Raw genomic sequence first — 16,841 nt, forward strand, 5'->3', positions numbered from 1 at the left:
GTGCCCTTGGTGGCCGGTCCGTTGATTCGACATGCACGACAAGGGTCAACGGGCCGTCATTGGGCGCCGTGAGTTCTGGCAACTCCAATCCATCCGGTGTCTCGCATGCGTGACCTGCTCATCTTTCGTCCCGGTACCCACACCGATCAGTCCGGCGCCACCTTGCACTTTGGCGAGGCCGATCTGATCGCCACCGCCCAGGCTTACAACCCGGCGCTGCACGAGGCGCCCCTGGTGGTCGGCCATCCCGAAAACAATTCGCCCGCCTGGGGTTGGGTGACAGGTCTGGTTGTCCGGAACGGGCAACTGCTGGCGACCCCCGGACAGGTGGACCCGCAATTTGCCGAGGCGGTCAACGCCGGGCGCTACAAAAAACTGTCCGCCGCTTTCTACACCCCGCACGCCCCAACCAATCCCGTGCCCGGCATCTTCTATTTAAGACATGTCGGGTTTCTCGGCGGCCAGCCCCCATCCCTGAAAGGTCTGGGTGATGCCGCGTTTGCCGATCAGGGTGACGGGGTGATCACGGTGGAGTTTTCGGAATCACCATCAACCAAGGAGTCTGTCAGCATGTCGGATCAAGACAAAACACCCATCCCTCCCGCTCCCGAGAGCGATCATGCCGAGAAGGAGAAGAAGTTGCGCGAGGAAGAGGTGGCCTTTGCCGAACGGGTGCGCAAGTTCGATGAGCAGGAAGCCGCCGCGCGTGCCCGCGAGGATGCCGCCTTTGCCGAACGCATGGTGAAAGAGGGGCGCGTGCTTCCGGGCGAGAAATCCGGCGTCCTGACCCTGTTGGGTGTGCTGGGGGCCGGATCGGATATCGTGCGCTTCGCCGAGGGCGACAAAACGGTGCAGGCCGCCCCGAAGGATCTCTACCGCCAATTCCTGGAGCAGCTCGCGCCGCGCATCCATTTTGGCGAGCACGCCCGCGAACTCCCCTTCGAGGGCATTTCCATGGTCGATCTGCCTCCGGGGTATCGCGTCGATCCGGGCCGCAAGGCGTTGCATCAACAGGCCCTGGCGTATGCCGAGAAGCACGGCGTCGATTTCCTGGTCGCCGCCTGCGCGGTCGAGCGCACCGCGCCGCCCGCCAATAAGTGAGCCGTCACCCAAACGTATCATAAAGAGTGCGAAGGAGCCTCTCATGAATATGAGCATGTCTGATGTCCGGGTGGTGGACCCGGTTTTGACCGAAGTGAGCATCGGTTATCGCAATGCCACGCTGGTCGGGGATCTGTTGTACCCGCGCGTGCCGGTGGAGCTGCGTGCCGGCAAGATCATCGAGTTCGACAAGCAGGCGTTCCGGCTGGTCGGCACCGCCCGCGCGCCCGGCGCCAACGTGAAAGAGGTGCCGATCGGGTATGAGGGACAAGCGTTCGCCCTGGATCAGCACGCCCTGAGCGGCAAGCTGCCGCGCGAGCATCTCGAAGAGGCGTCGCGTGCGCCCGGTGTGAATCTGGGTGCTCAGTCGGTGCGGACGGTGATGGATATTCTGCTGCTCGGCGCGGAATACGCCCAGGCCGCCCTGGCGCGCGATCCGGCCAAATATGCCGCCGATCATGTGCTGAATCTGACCGGTGCCGGCCAGACTCCCTGGAGCGATGGCGCCAAGGATCCTCTCTCCGACATCGACGAGGCCCGTGAGGTGATCCGTGGGACCATCGGGCGCTATCCCAACACGTTGCTGCTCGGACCTATGGCATTCAACGCGGCCAAGAGTTCGCCGGCGGTGATCGAGAAGTTCAAATACACCAGCAGTGCTTCGGTCACCGCCGACATGCTCGCCGCGCAGTGGAACCTGAAAAAGGTGGTGGTCGGCGAGGCGATCTACACCGACGACCAGGGGGATTTCCACGATGTGTGGGGTGCTGACGCCATCCTGGCCTATGTCCCGGAGGGTGGCGTCGGAAAAGAGGTGCCCTCCTACGGCTACACCTATGTGCTGCGCGGCTGTCCCTTCGTGGAGTCGGCGATTTACGACGGCAAAACCAAGTCGTGGCTCTATCCGGTGACGCACGAGTACAAGCCGGTGATGGTCGGTCCGGGCGCCGGGTTCCTTTTGCGCAATGTGGCCGGCTAATGAGCATCTACGCCACCCCGTCAGACCTCTTGGAGCTGTTTGGCGCCAGCGAGATTGCCGGCATCGCCCGTCCGGATGACATCCCGCCTGGTATCGAGATCGGTGGCGCTTTGTTGCGTTTGACGATCACGGGTGGGGATCGTGCCGGCTACACCGCCCAGGCGTGCGAGGCTGCCGAGCGCTGCCTGGGGCGCATGCAGCGTGTTCTGGCGCAGGTCTCGGCGCGCATGGACTCCTATTTCTCGGCGCGCTACCCCCTGCCGCTCTCATCCGAACAGTGCGCCTCGGCGCCACTCGTTTCGATCTGTGCGGATCTGGCGCGCTTTGCCATGGATGACGACTCGGTGGATCGCGCGGTGCGGACGCGCCATGACGACGCTGTGCGCTGGTTGGAGAGGATCGCCTCTGGTCAGGCGATCCTCTCCGGTCGGGCAGACGCCTCGGCGGGAGGTGTCGGGCGGGTAGAGGCAACGCCCGGCGTCGTTTTTTTTGGCGCCATGGATGGGTACTGACATGGCCGGCGATTATTTCGCGCTCCAGGCGTTCATCATGGAGCGGATCCGGCAGACCAACATCGAAGGCTTGGGCATGGTGCATTCCGCGCGCGATCTGGAGCTGTTGAAGGATGGTCGTGTCGCGGACGGCGCGGTCTATGTGCTCTACGACGGCGAGAGCATCCCGGACGGTGACGATTACCAGGCCGGGCCGTTTCAGATCGTGCGCCAGTACTGGCTGGTGGTGCTGGTGACCAAAAATTACGCCACTCCGGCCCAGGGGGATCGGGAGCGGGCCGGGCCGCTGCTCTGGTCGATCAACGAAAGATTGCAAGGCTGGGTGCCCGCTCCCGGATACGGCGAGCTGACCAAGAGCAGCCCGCCCCGACCCAGCTATCTGGAAAAAAACGCATTTTATCCGCTCCGCTATGTGAGCGCCATCACAACCAAGGGATGCAATTCATGACCGCTCAAGCTTACTACTACAAAGGCGCCGGCAAGGTTTACGCCCGCCGCTACGACAATCCGAACGATCCGCTGCGCGAGTTGACCAACTCCTCCGAGTTGAAGATCGGGATCAACTCCAAGACCGAAACCATCAAGGACTACGACAGTCCGTCGGGAGGGGTGGCCGCCTCGGCGTCGATCATCGAGGATGCCGATGTCACGCTGGTGCTGCACGATCTGAACCACGAGAATCTGGCTCTGGCCTATTGGGGTACCTCCGCTGCCGTGGCTGCCGGCACCGTCTCCAACGAGGTGGTGACCGCGCACAAGGGTACTTTGACCCGTCTGGCCCGCGCCGGTGCCTCCAGCGTCGTGGTCAAAAGCAGCGACGGCTTGACCACCTTTGCCTCCGGCACGGATTACACCGTCACCGGTGCCGGTCTGATCATTCCGGACACCTCCACCATCGACGATCTGGAAAGCCTGAAGGTCTCGTACAGCCATGGTGCGCAGGCGACCATCGAGGCCATGACCACGAGCGCGCAACGGCTTTACATGCTCTTCGATGGCATCAACTCCGTGATGGATGGCAAGCCGCGCATCGTCGATCTGTGGTGCGTGCAGTTCGAGGCCAGCAAGGGCAACGACTACAAGGGCGACAAACCGGCCACGCTGCAGTTGACGGGACGCCTGTTGCGCGATGACACCCGCACCGAGGCCGGAGCGAGCAAGTTCTTCTCCGAAACGCTCGTGTACTGACGGGGGGCGAGATGCGCAGAGAGAAGCAGATCGAGGTGGGGGGGCGCACTGTCACGGTGATCTCTCCTACGGTTGCCGCACTGTGGCAGATGCTCCAGGAATTTCAGAACCGGAATATCCTGAACCAGGATATTTTTGGCGATCATGTACTCCAGGAGATTTCGTTCCTGGAGATCCAAACCTTCACGACACTGACCAAAGAGGAGATCGGCGCGTTCTGTCTTGAAGATCTGATCGAGATCGCCAAGCAGTGCCAGGAGTGCAACCCCCTTTTTTTCGCCTGGAAGAAACAGGTGCTGGATGCCGGCCAGAAGCATCTGGCGACACACCAGACGCCTGCCGACAGCTCGAATCCGCCGTCTTCCGATTGACCAGCATCCTGCATGTGGACGTATGGCAATACCCGGTGGATGTTTTCGCACACGCCCTGGAGTGGCTGAATGAGCAGCAGCGCACAACGTAATCTGTCCGTCATCCTGACGCTCGATCCGTCCGCGTTCGTGGGCGGGCTGCGTTCCGCGCAGACGGCGTTCACCGCCGGCATGAGTGCGCTGGGTGCCACCACGCAGTCGTTTGCCAAAGAGATCGCCTCATCTCTGAACAATATCAAATCGTTCGAGGGCATGACCAAAAGCGTGGAGGCGCTCAAGAATGCGCTCGGCCCGGCCAAAACCGAGGCCGAGCGTCTCGGCAACACCTTCAAGAAGGTGCAAGAGGATCTGTCCGGCGTTGCGCAGCAACTGGACAAGGCTCGGACCGCGCTCACCGAACTTCGGAAAACGCCGGTAAATCTGCGCACCGACGAACAACGCGCCCAGATCGAAGCGTTGAAAACGAGCATCGAACGACTCAAAGAGCAGTCCAACGATCTGAGTCTTTTCTCGAAAACCTTGCAGCGCGATCTGACGATTGCCGGCGGGGCGGCATCCAGGCTGGCAGATCAGCTTACCAGAGAGTCGAGAGGTCTGGAACAGCTGGGCACAACCCTGCGTGCCGCAGGGGTTGATACCAACAATCTGACAGAGGAGCAAAAGCGACTCGAAGCGCAATTGGCGCGTGTGACCGCCGCAGCCAGGGAGCGCCAGCGTATCGACAACGCGCGCAACCTTCTCGGGTTGGGTCCAACTGAAAACGTGGAGCGCGAGATCGCCCGCGTTGTGGCGGCCTACGAACGGTTACGCGCCAGCGGTACCCTGACGGCAACGGAACTTGCGCAAGCGCATACCGCCATGACCAGCCAGATCATCGCGCTGCGCGACAGCTCGGGCGGATTGGTTTCGAGTTTCTCGCAGGTTCGCAATGAATTGGTGAAGTTGGCGCTGGCCGGAGCAGGTCTGAATGCAGCGGTCCAGGCCGCGATTTCGTTCGAGACCGCCATGTCGGATGTGCGCAAGGTGGTCGATTTCGAGACCCCAAAAGCCTTCAAGGAGATGCGCGACCAGATCATCGCCATGTCGCGTGAAATCCCGGTCACGGTCAACGGTCTGGCAGCGATTGCCTTCGCTGGTGGACAGATGGGGATTGCCGCTGGATCCATGCGTGAGTTCACCGAACTGGTTGCCAAGATGTCCACGGCGTTCGTCATGGCCCCCAATGCCGCCGGCGAGGCTGTGGGAAAGATGATGAACGTCTTTGCCCTGACCGTGCCGCAAACGAAACTCCTGGCCGATGCGATCAACCATCTCGGCAACAACACCAACGCGGTGGAAAAAGATATCGTCGAGGTCATGAATCGCACCGGCGGCATGGCGCGCGTCTTCGGTCTGGCCAATACGGAGACTGCCGCCCTGGCTACCACCTTCCTCTCCATGGGCTTGGGTCCGGAACGGGCCGCGACCGCGATCAACGCCCTGATGCGAGAACTGGCCACCGCACCCACCCAGACCACCGATTTCAAAGCCGCGCTGTTGGGATTGGGGATCACCGGCGAACAGATGGCAGAGATGATCAAGGCTGGCCCGCAAAAGGCGCTGATCGATCTTCTAACATTGATCTCCAAACTCGACAATCAGACCAAGATGAACACCCTGGTCGGTCTGTTCGGCAAGCAGTTCTCCGACGAGATCGTGCAGGTGGTCAACAATATGGGCAAGTACAATGAAATACTTGGTCTGGTGGCCAACGAGGCGAGCTACGCCGGCTCCATGCAACGCGAGTTCAACGAGCGGTTGAAAACCACGCAAGCCCATCTGGATTTGGCCAAAAATGCCATAACCGAGGCAGGCATTGCCCTGGGCAATGGATTTCTGCCGATCATCAAGCTCGGTGCCGACGGCGTGGCCGGGTTGGCGCACGGCGTGAGCTTTCTTGTGAACACCTTTCCCACGCTTTCGGCGGCGGCGGTTTCGACCATCACCGTGCTGGCCGGGTTCGGCGCGTTGCAAATGCTCTGGAGCGTGTTGCGCGGTGGGGTGATTGCCCTGGGTGCATCCATGGGCGGTTTGGCCGCCAGCGCCGTATCGTTGGTGGCCCCGTTTGCTCAGGTCAATTCCGGCTGGCTGGCGGCCAGTCTGGCAGCAGGCGTGCTAGCCAATCGCACCACCGCTGCCGCAGCCACCGTAGGCGCCATGACAGCACCTGTCATCGGTTTGAGTGGCGCCATCGGTCTGCTGACCACGGCAGCCCGTACCCTCATGCTCACTCCGCTCGGCATCTTCCTGACCGCCGCCTCGGTGGCCGCCTGGGCCTGGTCTAAGGCCACCGAGTCCACGGTCAAGCCCTTGCAGGATTCGGCCAAGGCCATGGGCGATGCGCGAGGGGCCACAACAGAAAAAATCAAGGCGTTGGAGACTCTCAGATCCACCCTGGAGTTTACCAAAACCGGCACCAAAGCCCATATCGAGGCCGAACAAAAACTGGCGGAACTGCTGCCAGGAGCCAATATCTCGATTGACGAACAGGGCCGTGCCCTGGCGCGGGTTGGCAGCGCCGCCAAGGACAATACCGCCACCTTGAAAGCCTATCTGGCCACCTTGAAAAGTGAGGATCAGCAGAGTTTCGCCCTGCACCTGGATATGCAGGCACGCGCCTTTATGGCCGCCAAGGGGGAGATGACCGCCTACAGCGACGATCTGAAAAACCGCTATGGCTTTTCATCGGATCAGGCTGCCTCGCTCACCCAGCGGTTCTTCTTGAAACTCGACCGTTTGACCGGATCGTATGATTCCAACATCGCCAAGGGGGCCGAGTTGCGCCGGCAGTTGGGTGATACCGAATCCGGTTTCAAGGCGCTGATCCAGGAGGCGATCTCTGCCGGGATGTCCTTGGATCAACTCGACAAGGAGTTGGCCAGGATCCGGGTCGATCCGGCAGTCCGGGCGCAAATTCTTGAGATGTTCACCAGCATGACCGGGAGCATAGATGCCAGCAAGACCGCCTCCAAGGATCTCAACGAACAACTCAAGCTGACGAACGCCACCCTGGCCGGCCCCTTGATTTCAGCCACCAATGCGGTCAACGGGGCGATCAAGGCCGCAGACGAACAGATCAAGAAATACGACGAATCTCTTAACAAATCCCGCGAAACGCTTAAAACCGCTGTGGATGATGCCAGTAAATCCTGGCAGGCGATGGCCTCCTTTGCAGCCCAGACTCACAAACAGATCGCCAGTTCCGCCGAAGAGAGCGCCGCCCAACAAAAGCTCGCTGTCGAGCGCTCTGCGGCTGTTTTCGAGACCTCCGAACGGGACAAGCTGGCCAAACTCACCCAGATTACCATCGAGGAGAGCCAAACCAGGATCAGAGAGGAGAATCGCTATCTGGCGGAAGCGCTGCGAATCAACGATGAGGAGTACCGGCTCAAGCTCGCCAACGCCGAGCGCCTGAAACAGGACAAAACCCGCATCGACGAGGAGCGGCTGCTCTCGGAACGGCGTATTTTGGAGCAGAGCGAACAGGCGTATCGGACGACGATCGATAAATTGATCGGCGAGGAGAAGCGTCTGCTTGAAGAGGCTAAAAGATACCGTCAGGCCAACGCAGATTTTCGGATGTCCCTGGAAGATCGCTTGTCACGGCTTGCAGAGCGAGGAATGACCGACAAACAAAAATTGTGGAAAACAGAAGAGCGGTATGAGCAGGAGCTGGCCAAGTCAAAAGAGTTGCTCCGTCAAGGAGATTTTGACGGCGCGCGCAAGCACGCCGAGAAGGCCATGGATTTGGCTGAAAAAATGGCTGACCTTGAAGATTCTATCAGAGAAAGCCAAAAGAAAAAGAGCATTGATTATTATCATCATTTGACAAGCAGTAACGAGAGTTCGGGCAAAGAAGTTGTCACCGCTACCACTGGTCTGATCGAGCTTACTGAAAAGGGATTCACCTCATCCCAAAAGAAGCTAAAGGATGCCTCGGAAATTGTCATTAGGGCCAATGAACAACAGGCGGATGCTGCTGGACGCAGTGCCAATATGATGCGTGAGCAGCATGAAGGTCTTGCTCAGGGGCTAAACAATCTAGGCAACAAAATTGGTGAACTGAACACCAAGCTGGATCAAGATCACAAGCTTATCGTGACCGTGGATACGGAAAAAGTCCAGGCAGCGGCGGCTGAGATAGATACGCTTTTGGAGAAAAAGGAGCGGGTCGTCAAGGTCAGGGCCGAGTTGGTGGATGTTGCGGAGGTCTTGAAGAACGTCAAGGAAAACGTTGCCAACAATCTGGTAGCTCCCGTGCAGCAGGGCTTTGACCAAATGAAGGGCACCTTTGAATCGTTCAAGGAGCTGTTCAAGACCTTTGATCCGACCATTAAATTCGATGTCACCTCCGCGCAAAGCAGTATCGACAGCCTGAGAGAAAAATTTGGAACGCTGCAAGAAAAACTGAACAGCTTGGGAGAGCCGCGCAACATCGACATCAACGCGGATATCGACACTGCAAGACAGCGGATCGACGAGATCAAGAGACAGATCGAGGCTCTGCCGGACTCAAAAACCGTCACCGTGAATGTGGTCACCAAACAAGGCTATGCCGGCGGCGGCATGATCACCCCGCTTGCCTTTGCGCGCGGTGGCTGGGTGCCGGGGGTGGGCAACGAGGATTCGGTGCCGATCCTGGCCATGCCGGGCGAGTTCATGCTCAACAAGCGGGTGGTCTCTCGTGCGCCGGGTCTGGCCGAGGCGTTCAATGCCGGCAATTTTCCGTTGATGCGCGAGTTGCTGCTGAACGGCCTGCCGCGTTACGCCTCTGGAGGATTCATCGCGCCCCGGAATTCGGTGCCGATGCCGTTCCTTGGCACGACGTATCAGCACCCGGAAAGAGCATCGTTCAACCAGCGCGATCAACCACCGCAGCGGATTGACATCCGCATCAACAATGAGCCGGTCTCGAGATCCTATGCGATTGAGGATCAAGTCACCGCGCTGGCCAGAGGGCTGGAGAGACGGCTGGCCGCCCGCACCCAAACCGGGAGATCACGATGAAACGGCTTGGCGCTCTGATACTTCCAAACTCCATTCAGTGGTCGGATCGGGATTCCTGGTCACCGGTCAAGCAGACGGCGCTCCAGACGCTATCCGGGCGGGTGGTGTTGCATCCAACCAGACAAATCACCGGTCGCCCGATCACGCTGCTGGCCGAGAAATCGGTCACGTGGCTTACGCAATCCGAAATCGATGCCTTGAAGGCGATGGCCGCCCAACCCGGCGCCACCTTTGAGCTCCATTGGTTGGATGATCCGGTGCGGGTGGTGACCTTCCGTCACCACGACCCACCCGCTGTGGCGTTCCAGCCCATCTTTCCCCACACCCCGCCGTATACCGGCGAAATCCGACTCGTGGAGATCTGACCCATGGCCATTGCCAACACCGACATCTCATACCGCAAATCCATCACCGTCAACGACAGCGCCAGCAACGGCGGACTCATGGGATTTGCCTCATCGCTGATCACCAACAACGTGGCCGAAAACGTCTGGCCCCACATCCCGGAGGCCGAACGCCTCGCCGGATCGACCCGATACCGCAAGATCTTTGTGCGCATTGCCCCGGCCACGACCACCAAGGCCTCCAACACCCGGCTGTTTCTGGATAAACACACCCCAGGCGATGACCGGATTTTGCTCACCTGGGCCGGAAATCTGCTCGCCTCCCAAACCGACACCCAGGCCGAGGCGGTTGGCTACACCCGTTTCTACGGGGGCGCCGATCTGGCCGCCGATGCTTCTGCCGGAGCCACATCCATCACCGTGGCGGTCGAGAATCCCGCTGATGCCATCTTCAAAAACGGCGATCTGATCCGCATCTCCGACAAAACGACCTTCAATACCACGGTCGGATCCGAGGAGTTTCTCCGCTTGGCCTCGACCAATGCCGTGCTCTGGAATGGCAATACCGCCACGTTGACCTTTGAGCCAGGCACCACCCTTGCCAACGCCTACACCATGACCGAGGGAACCAGAGTGCAATCGGTGATCGAAGTAGGCGATGTCGAGCCGCTGGTGGATGGCTTTGTCAACAACGGTTCCGGCACCTTCGACAGCCTGAACTATCCCATCAACGGCACCAGCAAAGGCACGATCGAAGAGTCCTGGACGCTCACCTTTATCGGTCCAGGCGCCTACACCGTCACGGGGGCGCGTGTCGGCGTTGTAGGAGAAGGCACTGTGGCGAGTACGTTTGCGCCCAGCGGTACCGGGGGTGGATCGTATTTCGTCATCGATGCCCTGGCATGGACCACCCTCTCCTGGACAACAGGCGATACCATCACCTTCAACACCCATCCAAGCGCCATCGGGATCTGGGAGAAACGGATCGTGCCCGCCGGGGCTGCCGCCACCGCAGCCAATGGCGCGACCCTGGTTTGCACCCTGCAAAGCGCCTGATCCATGGCCATCATTACGGCAACCGCTGTCCTGAACTTTGTTTATCCCTCCGGAGGGGGATCGTCGAATGACATCCAGAGCCAATCAACAGGCGATTTGGCTGACGACATCTACGACCGACTCGTTGAGCTGTATAAGCCGGTGGGCGATGCCGACATCCTGGCCATGCTGGGCAACTTTCTTGCCGATGTTCAAACCAATGGTGACGATCCGGCGACCCTGGCAGCCATACAGGAGTATATGGATGGAGGAGGTGATCTGTCCCAACCTTTACAATCCATCCTGAATAAGCTCTTGAGCGGGGATCTCGAGGGCGCCATCGAGGATCTGGGCGACATGCTTGAACAACTCCAGGTCGCATCCGGAACCAAAGAGGAGATCGTGCGACTGGAGGGATTGTTGCGTGACGGTGCGAGCCGCACCGATGCCACAATCAACGACCTGTACGAGCAAATCCGCAATCTGCGCGACAACGGCGAAGATCCCGCACGGATTGCGCAACTGGAGCAAGAGTTGCGCAACAGACTGCACGAGTCGAACGCTAAGCAGGATCAATTCTTGACCTATGATCGGATGACCAGCGCGTTGCGCGCCGAACTCGACCGGTTGCGTAACGCCATGGTGGATCCCGCGCGCATCAAATCGCTGGAGCAGAGGCTGGACGAGCTGATCAAAAAGCCGCCATCGTCCGGGTCCGGAAACACGGACAACAACCAGGTGTCGGTGTCCATTGTCCGCTCTCTTCCTTGTATCGTGGGCTTCAAACGCAAGAAGCCCTCCAATCTGCCGGACATGAGCACGGTGCGTGTCGTCTCTTCCGGGCTGCTTATGGCTGAAGTCGCGACAAACGGGAATCTGGATTACAAGTTCGATTTCCTCGGCAAAGGGTTCTCCGGCTTTTCGGGCCGGATCCCGGGTGGGGTGGGCAAGCAGAAGTTTGTGATCGACTACTCCGTCGGTGGCAGCGAAATCCGGATCAATTCATCCGGCACCGATCTGGAGTTGGGCTCGCGTAAAAACCTGTTTGTCTCGGCTGTGGCGCGCTACAAAACACGCACGGGACAGGTTGCGATGAGCATGGCAAGGACGGATCGGCAGGTGGAATTTATGGACGAGACCATGCCCACCGCCGTCAAGTCCAAGGAGGAGGTGTTCGTCGAATACGAGGTTTACAAGATCTATCCCAACTGGGATACGGAGAAGAGTGGCTCGGATTGGTACATCGACAAAAAGCCCGTCAAGATCATCTACAAGGTGTGGCTGGTCTTCATGGACCCCAAGACCGGCAGTCAGGCCGGCAATGCCGGCTATGAGTACCGCACCGAACAGTTCACCGTACAGCCCCCGACCGGCAACCACAAAAAAGAGCCGAACGAGAAGGTGGGCGAGGATCCGGGGAAACTCTGGGCATGAGCGACAAAAAGCACCAATTGATGGGCTACCCCTTTGCCAGTGACATCACCGTCCGGTTGCGAATTTTCGATGAGTCCGGCGTCATCGTCTCGCCTGTCAATGGGCTCGTGGCGATCAAGGTGTATTTGATAACCGGAACCAACCAATACGGGAAACCCATCAAGATCGAGATTGCCTCGATCGGCCAGCCGATCTATCAGCCCTATATCGCGTTTGTGGTGGCAGGATCCTCTCATCCGCCGTTTTACCGACCCGTCCGGCGGGACGATTACAACGGCTATTGGGCTGAAGGCGTCTTCAACCTCGGCAGGTTCAACTACGAGTATCCCACCCAGATGGCGCGTGACAAGCTGGCCGAACTCGGAGTCACCGCTGTCAACACCGCCTACCTGGACAAACAACAACAGTGGCTTGAGAAGGTGGCTGAACTGGATGCGGTAATCAACGAATTGACCAGGCAACTGGCAACCTTGGATCCGGACTCCGCGAATGCCGCCGTGCTGCGCGACCTGATCGCCGAAAAGAAGGCCGAAAAGGAGCGATACTTTCACGGCCTGACCACCATCAGCCAGCAGGATCTCATGTACCCGACTCTGTATGCCAATGGCCGGTACGTGCTGCGCATCAAAAAGATCCGGCTGCGCGAGTTGTTCGGTATCGAGCGACCGGAGTTTTTCTTTCGCGTCCTGCCGCTCAATTCGCCACCGGTCATAAGCCCCAACGGCATCTTCTGTCAGAGGTATCATCCCGGCACGACCTATCCTTTCCACCCCGAGTACGGCTGGCCATTCATGGCCGATGATGGGGTCTCGCCCGGAGATCATGATATCTGGCTGCGTCAGTACTACCGCGACGTGGAATACGGGATCAATTTGGGCGGTGTCAGCCCAGGCTATTATCCTGATTTGACGCCATTCTTGAACTTTTTGTAGGTTCAGACCCGCAAGCGTGAGGAACAGGTATGAGCGCACACCGTTTCTGGCGGCTGTATGTCACCCGGTCGCAGAACTCAAGCCAGAATATCCTGCTGATCCAGGCGATCGAATTCCGGGCGATCATCGGCGGACCCTCCATCTGCACGGGCGGGAGCGCCATGGCCAGCGGTGCGGAGGCATCGCATCCGGCAGCCCATGCCTTCGACGGCAGCGACACGACCTCGTGGTATTTGATCGGGACCGATGCGCCGGCCTGGATTGGCTATGATCTTGGGTCCGGCAACTCCGCTTCAGTCGAGGAGATCGCCATTCTGGCCTCGGGCTACTCGGCCCCGAGCAGCTTCAGCCTGCAACACTCCGACGACGGCTTGACCTGGACCACGCTCAAATCCTGGACCGCGCTCAGCGAGAATTTTTTCTGGAGCCAGGCGGTCTTCTCTGTTTATTGGACGATGACTGCGGCAGCCGGGGTCAGCACACCCTTTGACTACAACCATGCCGACCCTGGCCCGCACCGTTTCTGGCGGCTTTTTATCACCCAATCCAATGCCCTGGGGTGGGCTGGCAGCTGGTGTACCGGCGAGTCCAACTATCCCATCGCCAACCAGATCGAATTCCGGGCGATCCAGGACGGACCATCGATCTGCGAGGGTAGCAGCCTGATCGGTTATCCGGAGTCAGATATCGCCTACGCGTTTGACGACAATCCGATGTCGGGCTGGGGGGGCATCGATGAGAATGATTGCAAAAATCCCGTTTGGATCGGTTGCGATCTGGGCGAGGGCAACGCTTCGGCTGTCGCGGAGATCGCCTACACCCCATCCAACGAGATCACCCACACACCCAACGCTTTCAGCCTGCAATACTCCGACGATGGCGAGGTGTGGCACATCAAAAAGGCGTGGCAGAATCTCGGGGTTGAGGAGTGGACCGCGTATCAGGCCAAGGTTATGGCTACCGGACCAATCCAGTATGCCCGTGCCGGGATTGAGGCGGTCTACCGCATTGGCGGCGAGCCAACCACGCAGCACCGTTTCTGGCGTCTTTACATCACCGCCTCGACCCGCCCCTTTGTCAACGAGGTCATCCTGATCGGCCTGCAGTTGCGCGCCGTGGTGGAAGGGCAGACGATTTGCATCAACGGCACGGCTGACGCAAGCCACAATCCCGATGATGCCAGCTGGCTTTTTGAGGGCTACGGCTGGTACGGGCTCTCCTATGACGGGGATCTCTGGGTCTCGTATGATCTTGGCGAGGGTGTGGCCTTGGAGGTCGTCGAACTGCTCATCACGCCGTTTGAGGCCAGTCGCGCACCGTCCGCTTTCAGTCTGCAATTCTCGGACGATGGTACTCTCTGGAGCGATCTGAAAAGCTGGTCCGGTCTGACCGCGCGCGACTGGGAGGATTATGCCGAGAAGCTTTTGACCATCGATGATGGCCGGATCTCCGGCGCTGCCCTCAAGACCGCCTATCTGCTCGCCCGCACCGTCAATCCGGCGCATCGCTTCTGGCGGCTGTTCATGACCGCCTCCAGCATGGGAGATTACGGTTATATCGATCTGGCCAGGCTGGAATGGCGTAGCGTGACGGATGGTCCATCATTTTGCGTTTCCGGGAGCGCGTTTGCCAGCCAGCATGCCGACTTCGCAGCCAAGGCCTTTGATGAGGAGATCGGTCCGGACTCCGATTCAGACTGGACCGGCGAGGTTGGTGGTCAGCTTGGAGTGTCGGAGTGGGAGCCGCTTTCGATCGGTTGGGATCTGGGTGAAGGCCGTGCGGCCACGGTTGCCGAAATGGCCATCACGGTGCGCGATCCGGGCGGCGCCCCGGCGGCGTTCAGCCTGCAATACTCCGACGACGGCCTGGAATGGTGGATCCTCCAATCCTGGGAGGTCGATCCGTACACAGAGTGGCCGGAACCCGAGGGCGAGAATGAAAACCCGCTGATCACCAAAAGCTTTGCCGTCGAGCCTCTGGTCTTTCTGCTCCCGGTGACCGGCGCCGCCTTGCGTACCCGCTACGGGGTCTTCACCGCCGCTGCCCTCGTGCAGCCGCAATATTTCGGTGCTGGTCGCGCACTCAAAACGCCCTTCTCGTTCATGCGGATGGCATCCACCGGACTTGTTACGGTTTACGGTTATGCCGTCGATGCCGTGAACGGCCTTTCAACACCGTTTCAGATCCTCGACCACAACCGCGCCGGAATGGCCCTGGATACCCCGTACCGGTTGATCGTCTCCGACCGGCCCGCCGTGATCCCTTCGATCGATCCCTGCATTCTGCACGGCCAGCAGCGCATCGAAGTTGTATCCGCTGAAATCGGCATCGCGGAAGGCGAATATGGCTGGTCCGGATCGGCCACCATCACCACGCTTGCCGACTTTCAGGCGTTGCGCGTGGATGATCCGGTCACGCTGATGCTGGGCGAGACCGGCTTTGCCCTGTTGGTGGACAGCCGTTCGGTGACGCGCGGCGCCGATTCCTTGGGTTTGACTGTATCGCTGGTCAGCACCTCGGCCATCAAAGCGGCCCCACGCGCCACACTCGTCTCCATGACCCCGGACTCCATCATGACCGCCCGTGAGGCCGCTGAATCCGCCGTGGGCGCAATCGAGTGGTCCTTGCTCGACTGGCCGATTCCGCCGGGCCGGATCGCGTTTGACAAAGCCGCGCCCATGGCCATCGCCGAGGCCATCGCAGGGGCTGCCGGTGGCATGATCGAAACCCTGCCGGATGGCAGACTCATCGCCCGGCACAGATTCCCGGTCCGGGTGCCGGATTGGACGGCGGCCACTCCGGATCACATTCTGACCGAGGATCTCATCCTCTCCATCCAGGAGTCCTATCGGCATCTTGCCCGCGTGGACCGCGTGGTGGTACGCGACTGGCAACCGAGCGAATCGGGCAGACTCTCCATCGAGCCGGACAGTCGTGAGAGAGGTCTGAATTGGGGTTCGCCGAATCTCTATCCAGGTGCGCAGGTCCATCTGCTGGTGCATGCCGGTCTGGAGGTGGGCAACGTCACATTGACCGCCTCGGCAGGCAATCTTTGGCCGGGTGAGGTGCAGGAGTGGCAAGAGACGGTGGATCTGGTTTTTATCGACAAAGCGACGGTCACCCTGCCGGGACAGGTCATTTCGCTTGACTCCTGGCACTGGCTGGGTGCGGATCTGGGCGCCATCACCCTGAATGCCGACGGCCTCACCGTCACGGCGGCCCGTTCCGGCCTGTCGGTGGCGCGGGTAAAGGTGTCACGGCGTGCCTTGTCATGGCGCTTCCAGGCGCCCCGAGTCCTGGCCGGAGAGGTGCAATTCCCGGTCGTCTTCAAAGCCACTGCCACGGATGGCGATGCGCGTTCTGCCGGCGAGATCACCGCCTTGCGCGGCGACGGCACACATCCTGGTGATGACATCCTGGAACCGCTCGCCTCCCACGTCGATGCCCGCCGCGAGCGAGGGCGTGCCGTGATCGATGCGGGCGAAGCTCTCCAGGATGTGACGGTGGACACGCTCTTCAACGCCGATCTTCTTCCCGGCCAGTTGATCGAGGTGCAGGACACCGCCCTCGGCATCCCGTGGCGCGCCAAGATCAAGTCGGTGCGCCACACCATCGATGATTCCCCCATCACCACCCTTGATCTGGTGCGCCATGTCACTGCTCGATGATCTGCGATCCATCCTCACCCCGACGCAACAGACGCCGGGCCGCATCGTCGCCCTGCGCGGCACCGTGGTCCGCGTGGCCACCAACCAAGGCCTGATCGAGGCCGCGCCCGAGGGTGATCTGGTGGTGGGCGATGGGGTGGTGATTCGGGATGGGCGGGCGATCAAGATGAACCGAGGGCTGGAGCGGGTGTTTTATGTGTGAGGTAAGAACGATGCGCCTATGCAGTCGGT

13 protein-coding genes are annotated in these 16,841 nt (G+C 60.0%); all 13 read left to right on the forward strand.

Translation table 11 applies throughout. The annotated features are described in order from the left end of the window. The first annotated feature begins 105 nt into the window (after nucleotides 1-105). Complete coding sequence (locus ACOY6C_RS05370; protein WP_420904466.1) at nucleotides 106-1,101, forward strand: peptidase; 996 nt, start codon at nucleotides 106-108, stop codon at nucleotides 1,099-1,101. Between the two features lie 43 nt (nucleotides 1,102-1,144). Further along, nucleotides 1,145-2,080, forward strand: a complete 936-nt coding sequence (locus ACOY6C_RS05375) for a major capsid protein (RefSeq protein ID WP_420904467.1) — start codon at nucleotides 1,145-1,147, stop codon at nucleotides 2,078-2,080. Then, nucleotides 2,080-2,592, forward strand: a complete 513-nt coding sequence (locus ACOY6C_RS05380; protein ID WP_420904468.1) for a phage protein Gp36 family protein — start codon at nucleotides 2,080-2,082, stop codon at nucleotides 2,590-2,592. The genes ACOY6C_RS05375 and ACOY6C_RS05380 overlap by 1 nt, the downstream gene beginning before the upstream one ends. 1 nt (nucleotide 2,593) lies before the next feature. Beyond that, on the forward strand, nucleotides 2,594-3,040 hold the full coding sequence (locus ACOY6C_RS05385; RefSeq protein WP_420904469.1) for a phage tail terminator protein: 447 nt from the start codon (nucleotides 2,594-2,596) through the stop codon (nucleotides 3,038-3,040). After that, nucleotides 3,037-3,780, forward strand: coding sequence for a phage tail tube protein (locus ACOY6C_RS05390; RefSeq protein ID WP_420904470.1), 744 nt, complete (start codon nucleotides 3,037-3,039; stop codon nucleotides 3,778-3,780). The genes ACOY6C_RS05385 and ACOY6C_RS05390 overlap by 4 nt, the downstream gene beginning before the upstream one ends. 11 nt (nucleotides 3,781-3,791) lie before the next feature. Then, complete coding sequence (locus ACOY6C_RS05395; RefSeq protein ID WP_420904471.1) at nucleotides 3,792-4,151, forward strand: hypothetical protein; 360 nt, start codon at nucleotides 3,792-3,794, stop codon at nucleotides 4,149-4,151. A gap of 69 nt (nucleotides 4,152-4,220) precedes the next feature. Continuing rightward, nucleotides 4,221-9,197, forward strand: coding sequence for a phage tail tape measure protein (locus ACOY6C_RS05400; RefSeq protein ID WP_420904472.1), 4,977 nt, complete (start codon nucleotides 4,221-4,223; stop codon nucleotides 9,195-9,197). After that, nucleotides 9,194-9,562 carry a hypothetical protein gene (locus ACOY6C_RS05405; protein ID WP_420904473.1) on the forward strand — a complete coding sequence of 123 codons (369 nt, stop codon included), beginning with the start codon at nucleotides 9,194-9,196 and terminating at the stop codon, nucleotides 9,560-9,562. The genes ACOY6C_RS05400 and ACOY6C_RS05405 overlap by 4 nt, the downstream gene beginning before the upstream one ends. A 3-nt stretch (nucleotides 9,563-9,565) precedes the next feature. Further along, nucleotides 9,566-10,597 carry a hypothetical protein gene (locus ACOY6C_RS05410; protein WP_420904474.1) on the forward strand — a complete coding sequence of 344 codons (1,032 nt, stop codon included), beginning with the start codon at nucleotides 9,566-9,568 and terminating at the stop codon, nucleotides 10,595-10,597. 96 nt (nucleotides 10,598-10,693) lie between these two features. After that, on the forward strand, nucleotides 10,694-12,010 hold the full coding sequence (locus tag ACOY6C_RS05415) for a hypothetical protein (protein ID WP_420904475.1): 1,317 nt from the start codon (nucleotides 10,694-10,696) through the stop codon (nucleotides 12,008-12,010). Further along, a complete protein-coding gene (locus ACOY6C_RS05420; RefSeq protein ID WP_420904476.1) occupies nucleotides 12,007-12,942 on the forward strand; it encodes a hypothetical protein in 936 nt (311 codons plus the stop codon). Before ACOY6C_RS05415 ends, ACOY6C_RS05420 begins: the two co-directional genes overlap by 4 nt. A gap of 29 nt (nucleotides 12,943-12,971) precedes the next feature. After that, nucleotides 12,972-16,610: a discoidin domain-containing protein gene (locus ACOY6C_RS05425; protein WP_420904477.1), complete on the forward strand. Its 3,639-nt coding sequence runs from the start codon at nucleotides 12,972-12,974 to the stop codon at nucleotides 16,608-16,610. Continuing rightward, nucleotides 16,594-16,812: a hypothetical protein gene (locus ACOY6C_RS05430; RefSeq protein ID WP_420904478.1), complete on the forward strand. Its 219-nt coding sequence runs from the start codon at nucleotides 16,594-16,596 to the stop codon at nucleotides 16,810-16,812. Before ACOY6C_RS05425 ends, ACOY6C_RS05430 begins: the two co-directional genes overlap by 17 nt. The last annotated feature ends 29 nt before the right edge of the window (nucleotides 16,813-16,841 follow it).

Source organism: Candidatus Magnetaquiglobus chichijimensis (assembly GCF_045865675.1).
In the GTDB taxonomy this organism is placed as follows: Bacteria; Pseudomonadota; Magnetococcia; order Magnetococcales; family Magnetaquicoccaceae; genus Magnetaquiglobus; species Magnetaquiglobus chichijimensis.

What these genes read in the sequence shown, in the direction of transcription:
- ACOY6C_RS05370 (WP_420904466.1), top strand. Translation starts at nt 106, where the DNA reads ATGCGTGACCTGCTCATCTTTCGTCCCGGTACCCACACCGATCAGTCC.
- ACOY6C_RS05375 (WP_420904467.1), top strand. Translation starts at nt 1,145, where the DNA reads ATGAATATGAGCATGTCTGATGTCCGGGTGGTGGACCCGGTTTTGACC.
- ACOY6C_RS05380 (WP_420904468.1), top strand. Translation starts at nt 2,080, where the DNA reads ATGAGCATCTACGCCACCCCGTCAGACCTCTTGGAGCTGTTTGGCGCC.
- ACOY6C_RS05385 (WP_420904469.1), top strand. Translation starts at nt 2,594, where the DNA reads ATGGCCGGCGATTATTTCGCGCTCCAGGCGTTCATCATGGAGCGGATC.
- ACOY6C_RS05390 (WP_420904470.1), top strand. Translation starts at nt 3,037, where the DNA reads ATGACCGCTCAAGCTTACTACTACAAAGGCGCCGGCAAGGTTTACGCC.
- ACOY6C_RS05395 (WP_420904471.1), top strand. Translation starts at nt 3,792, where the DNA reads ATGCGCAGAGAGAAGCAGATCGAGGTGGGGGGGCGCACTGTCACGGTG.
- ACOY6C_RS05400 (WP_420904472.1), top strand. Translation starts at nt 4,221, where the DNA reads ATGAGCAGCAGCGCACAACGTAATCTGTCCGTCATCCTGACGCTCGAT.
- ACOY6C_RS05405 (WP_420904473.1), top strand. Translation starts at nt 9,194, where the DNA reads ATGAAACGGCTTGGCGCTCTGATACTTCCAAACTCCATTCAGTGGTCG.
- ACOY6C_RS05410 (WP_420904474.1), top strand. Translation starts at nt 9,566, where the DNA reads ATGGCCATTGCCAACACCGACATCTCATACCGCAAATCCATCACCGTC.
- ACOY6C_RS05420 (WP_420904476.1), top strand. Translation starts at nt 12,007, where the DNA reads ATGAGCGACAAAAAGCACCAATTGATGGGCTACCCCTTTGCCAGTGAC.
- ACOY6C_RS05425 (WP_420904477.1), top strand. Translation starts at nt 12,972, where the DNA reads ATGAGCGCACACCGTTTCTGGCGGCTGTATGTCACCCGGTCGCAGAAC.
- ACOY6C_RS05430 (WP_420904478.1), top strand. Translation starts at nt 16,594, where the DNA reads ATGTCACTGCTCGATGATCTGCGATCCATCCTCACCCCGACGCAACAG.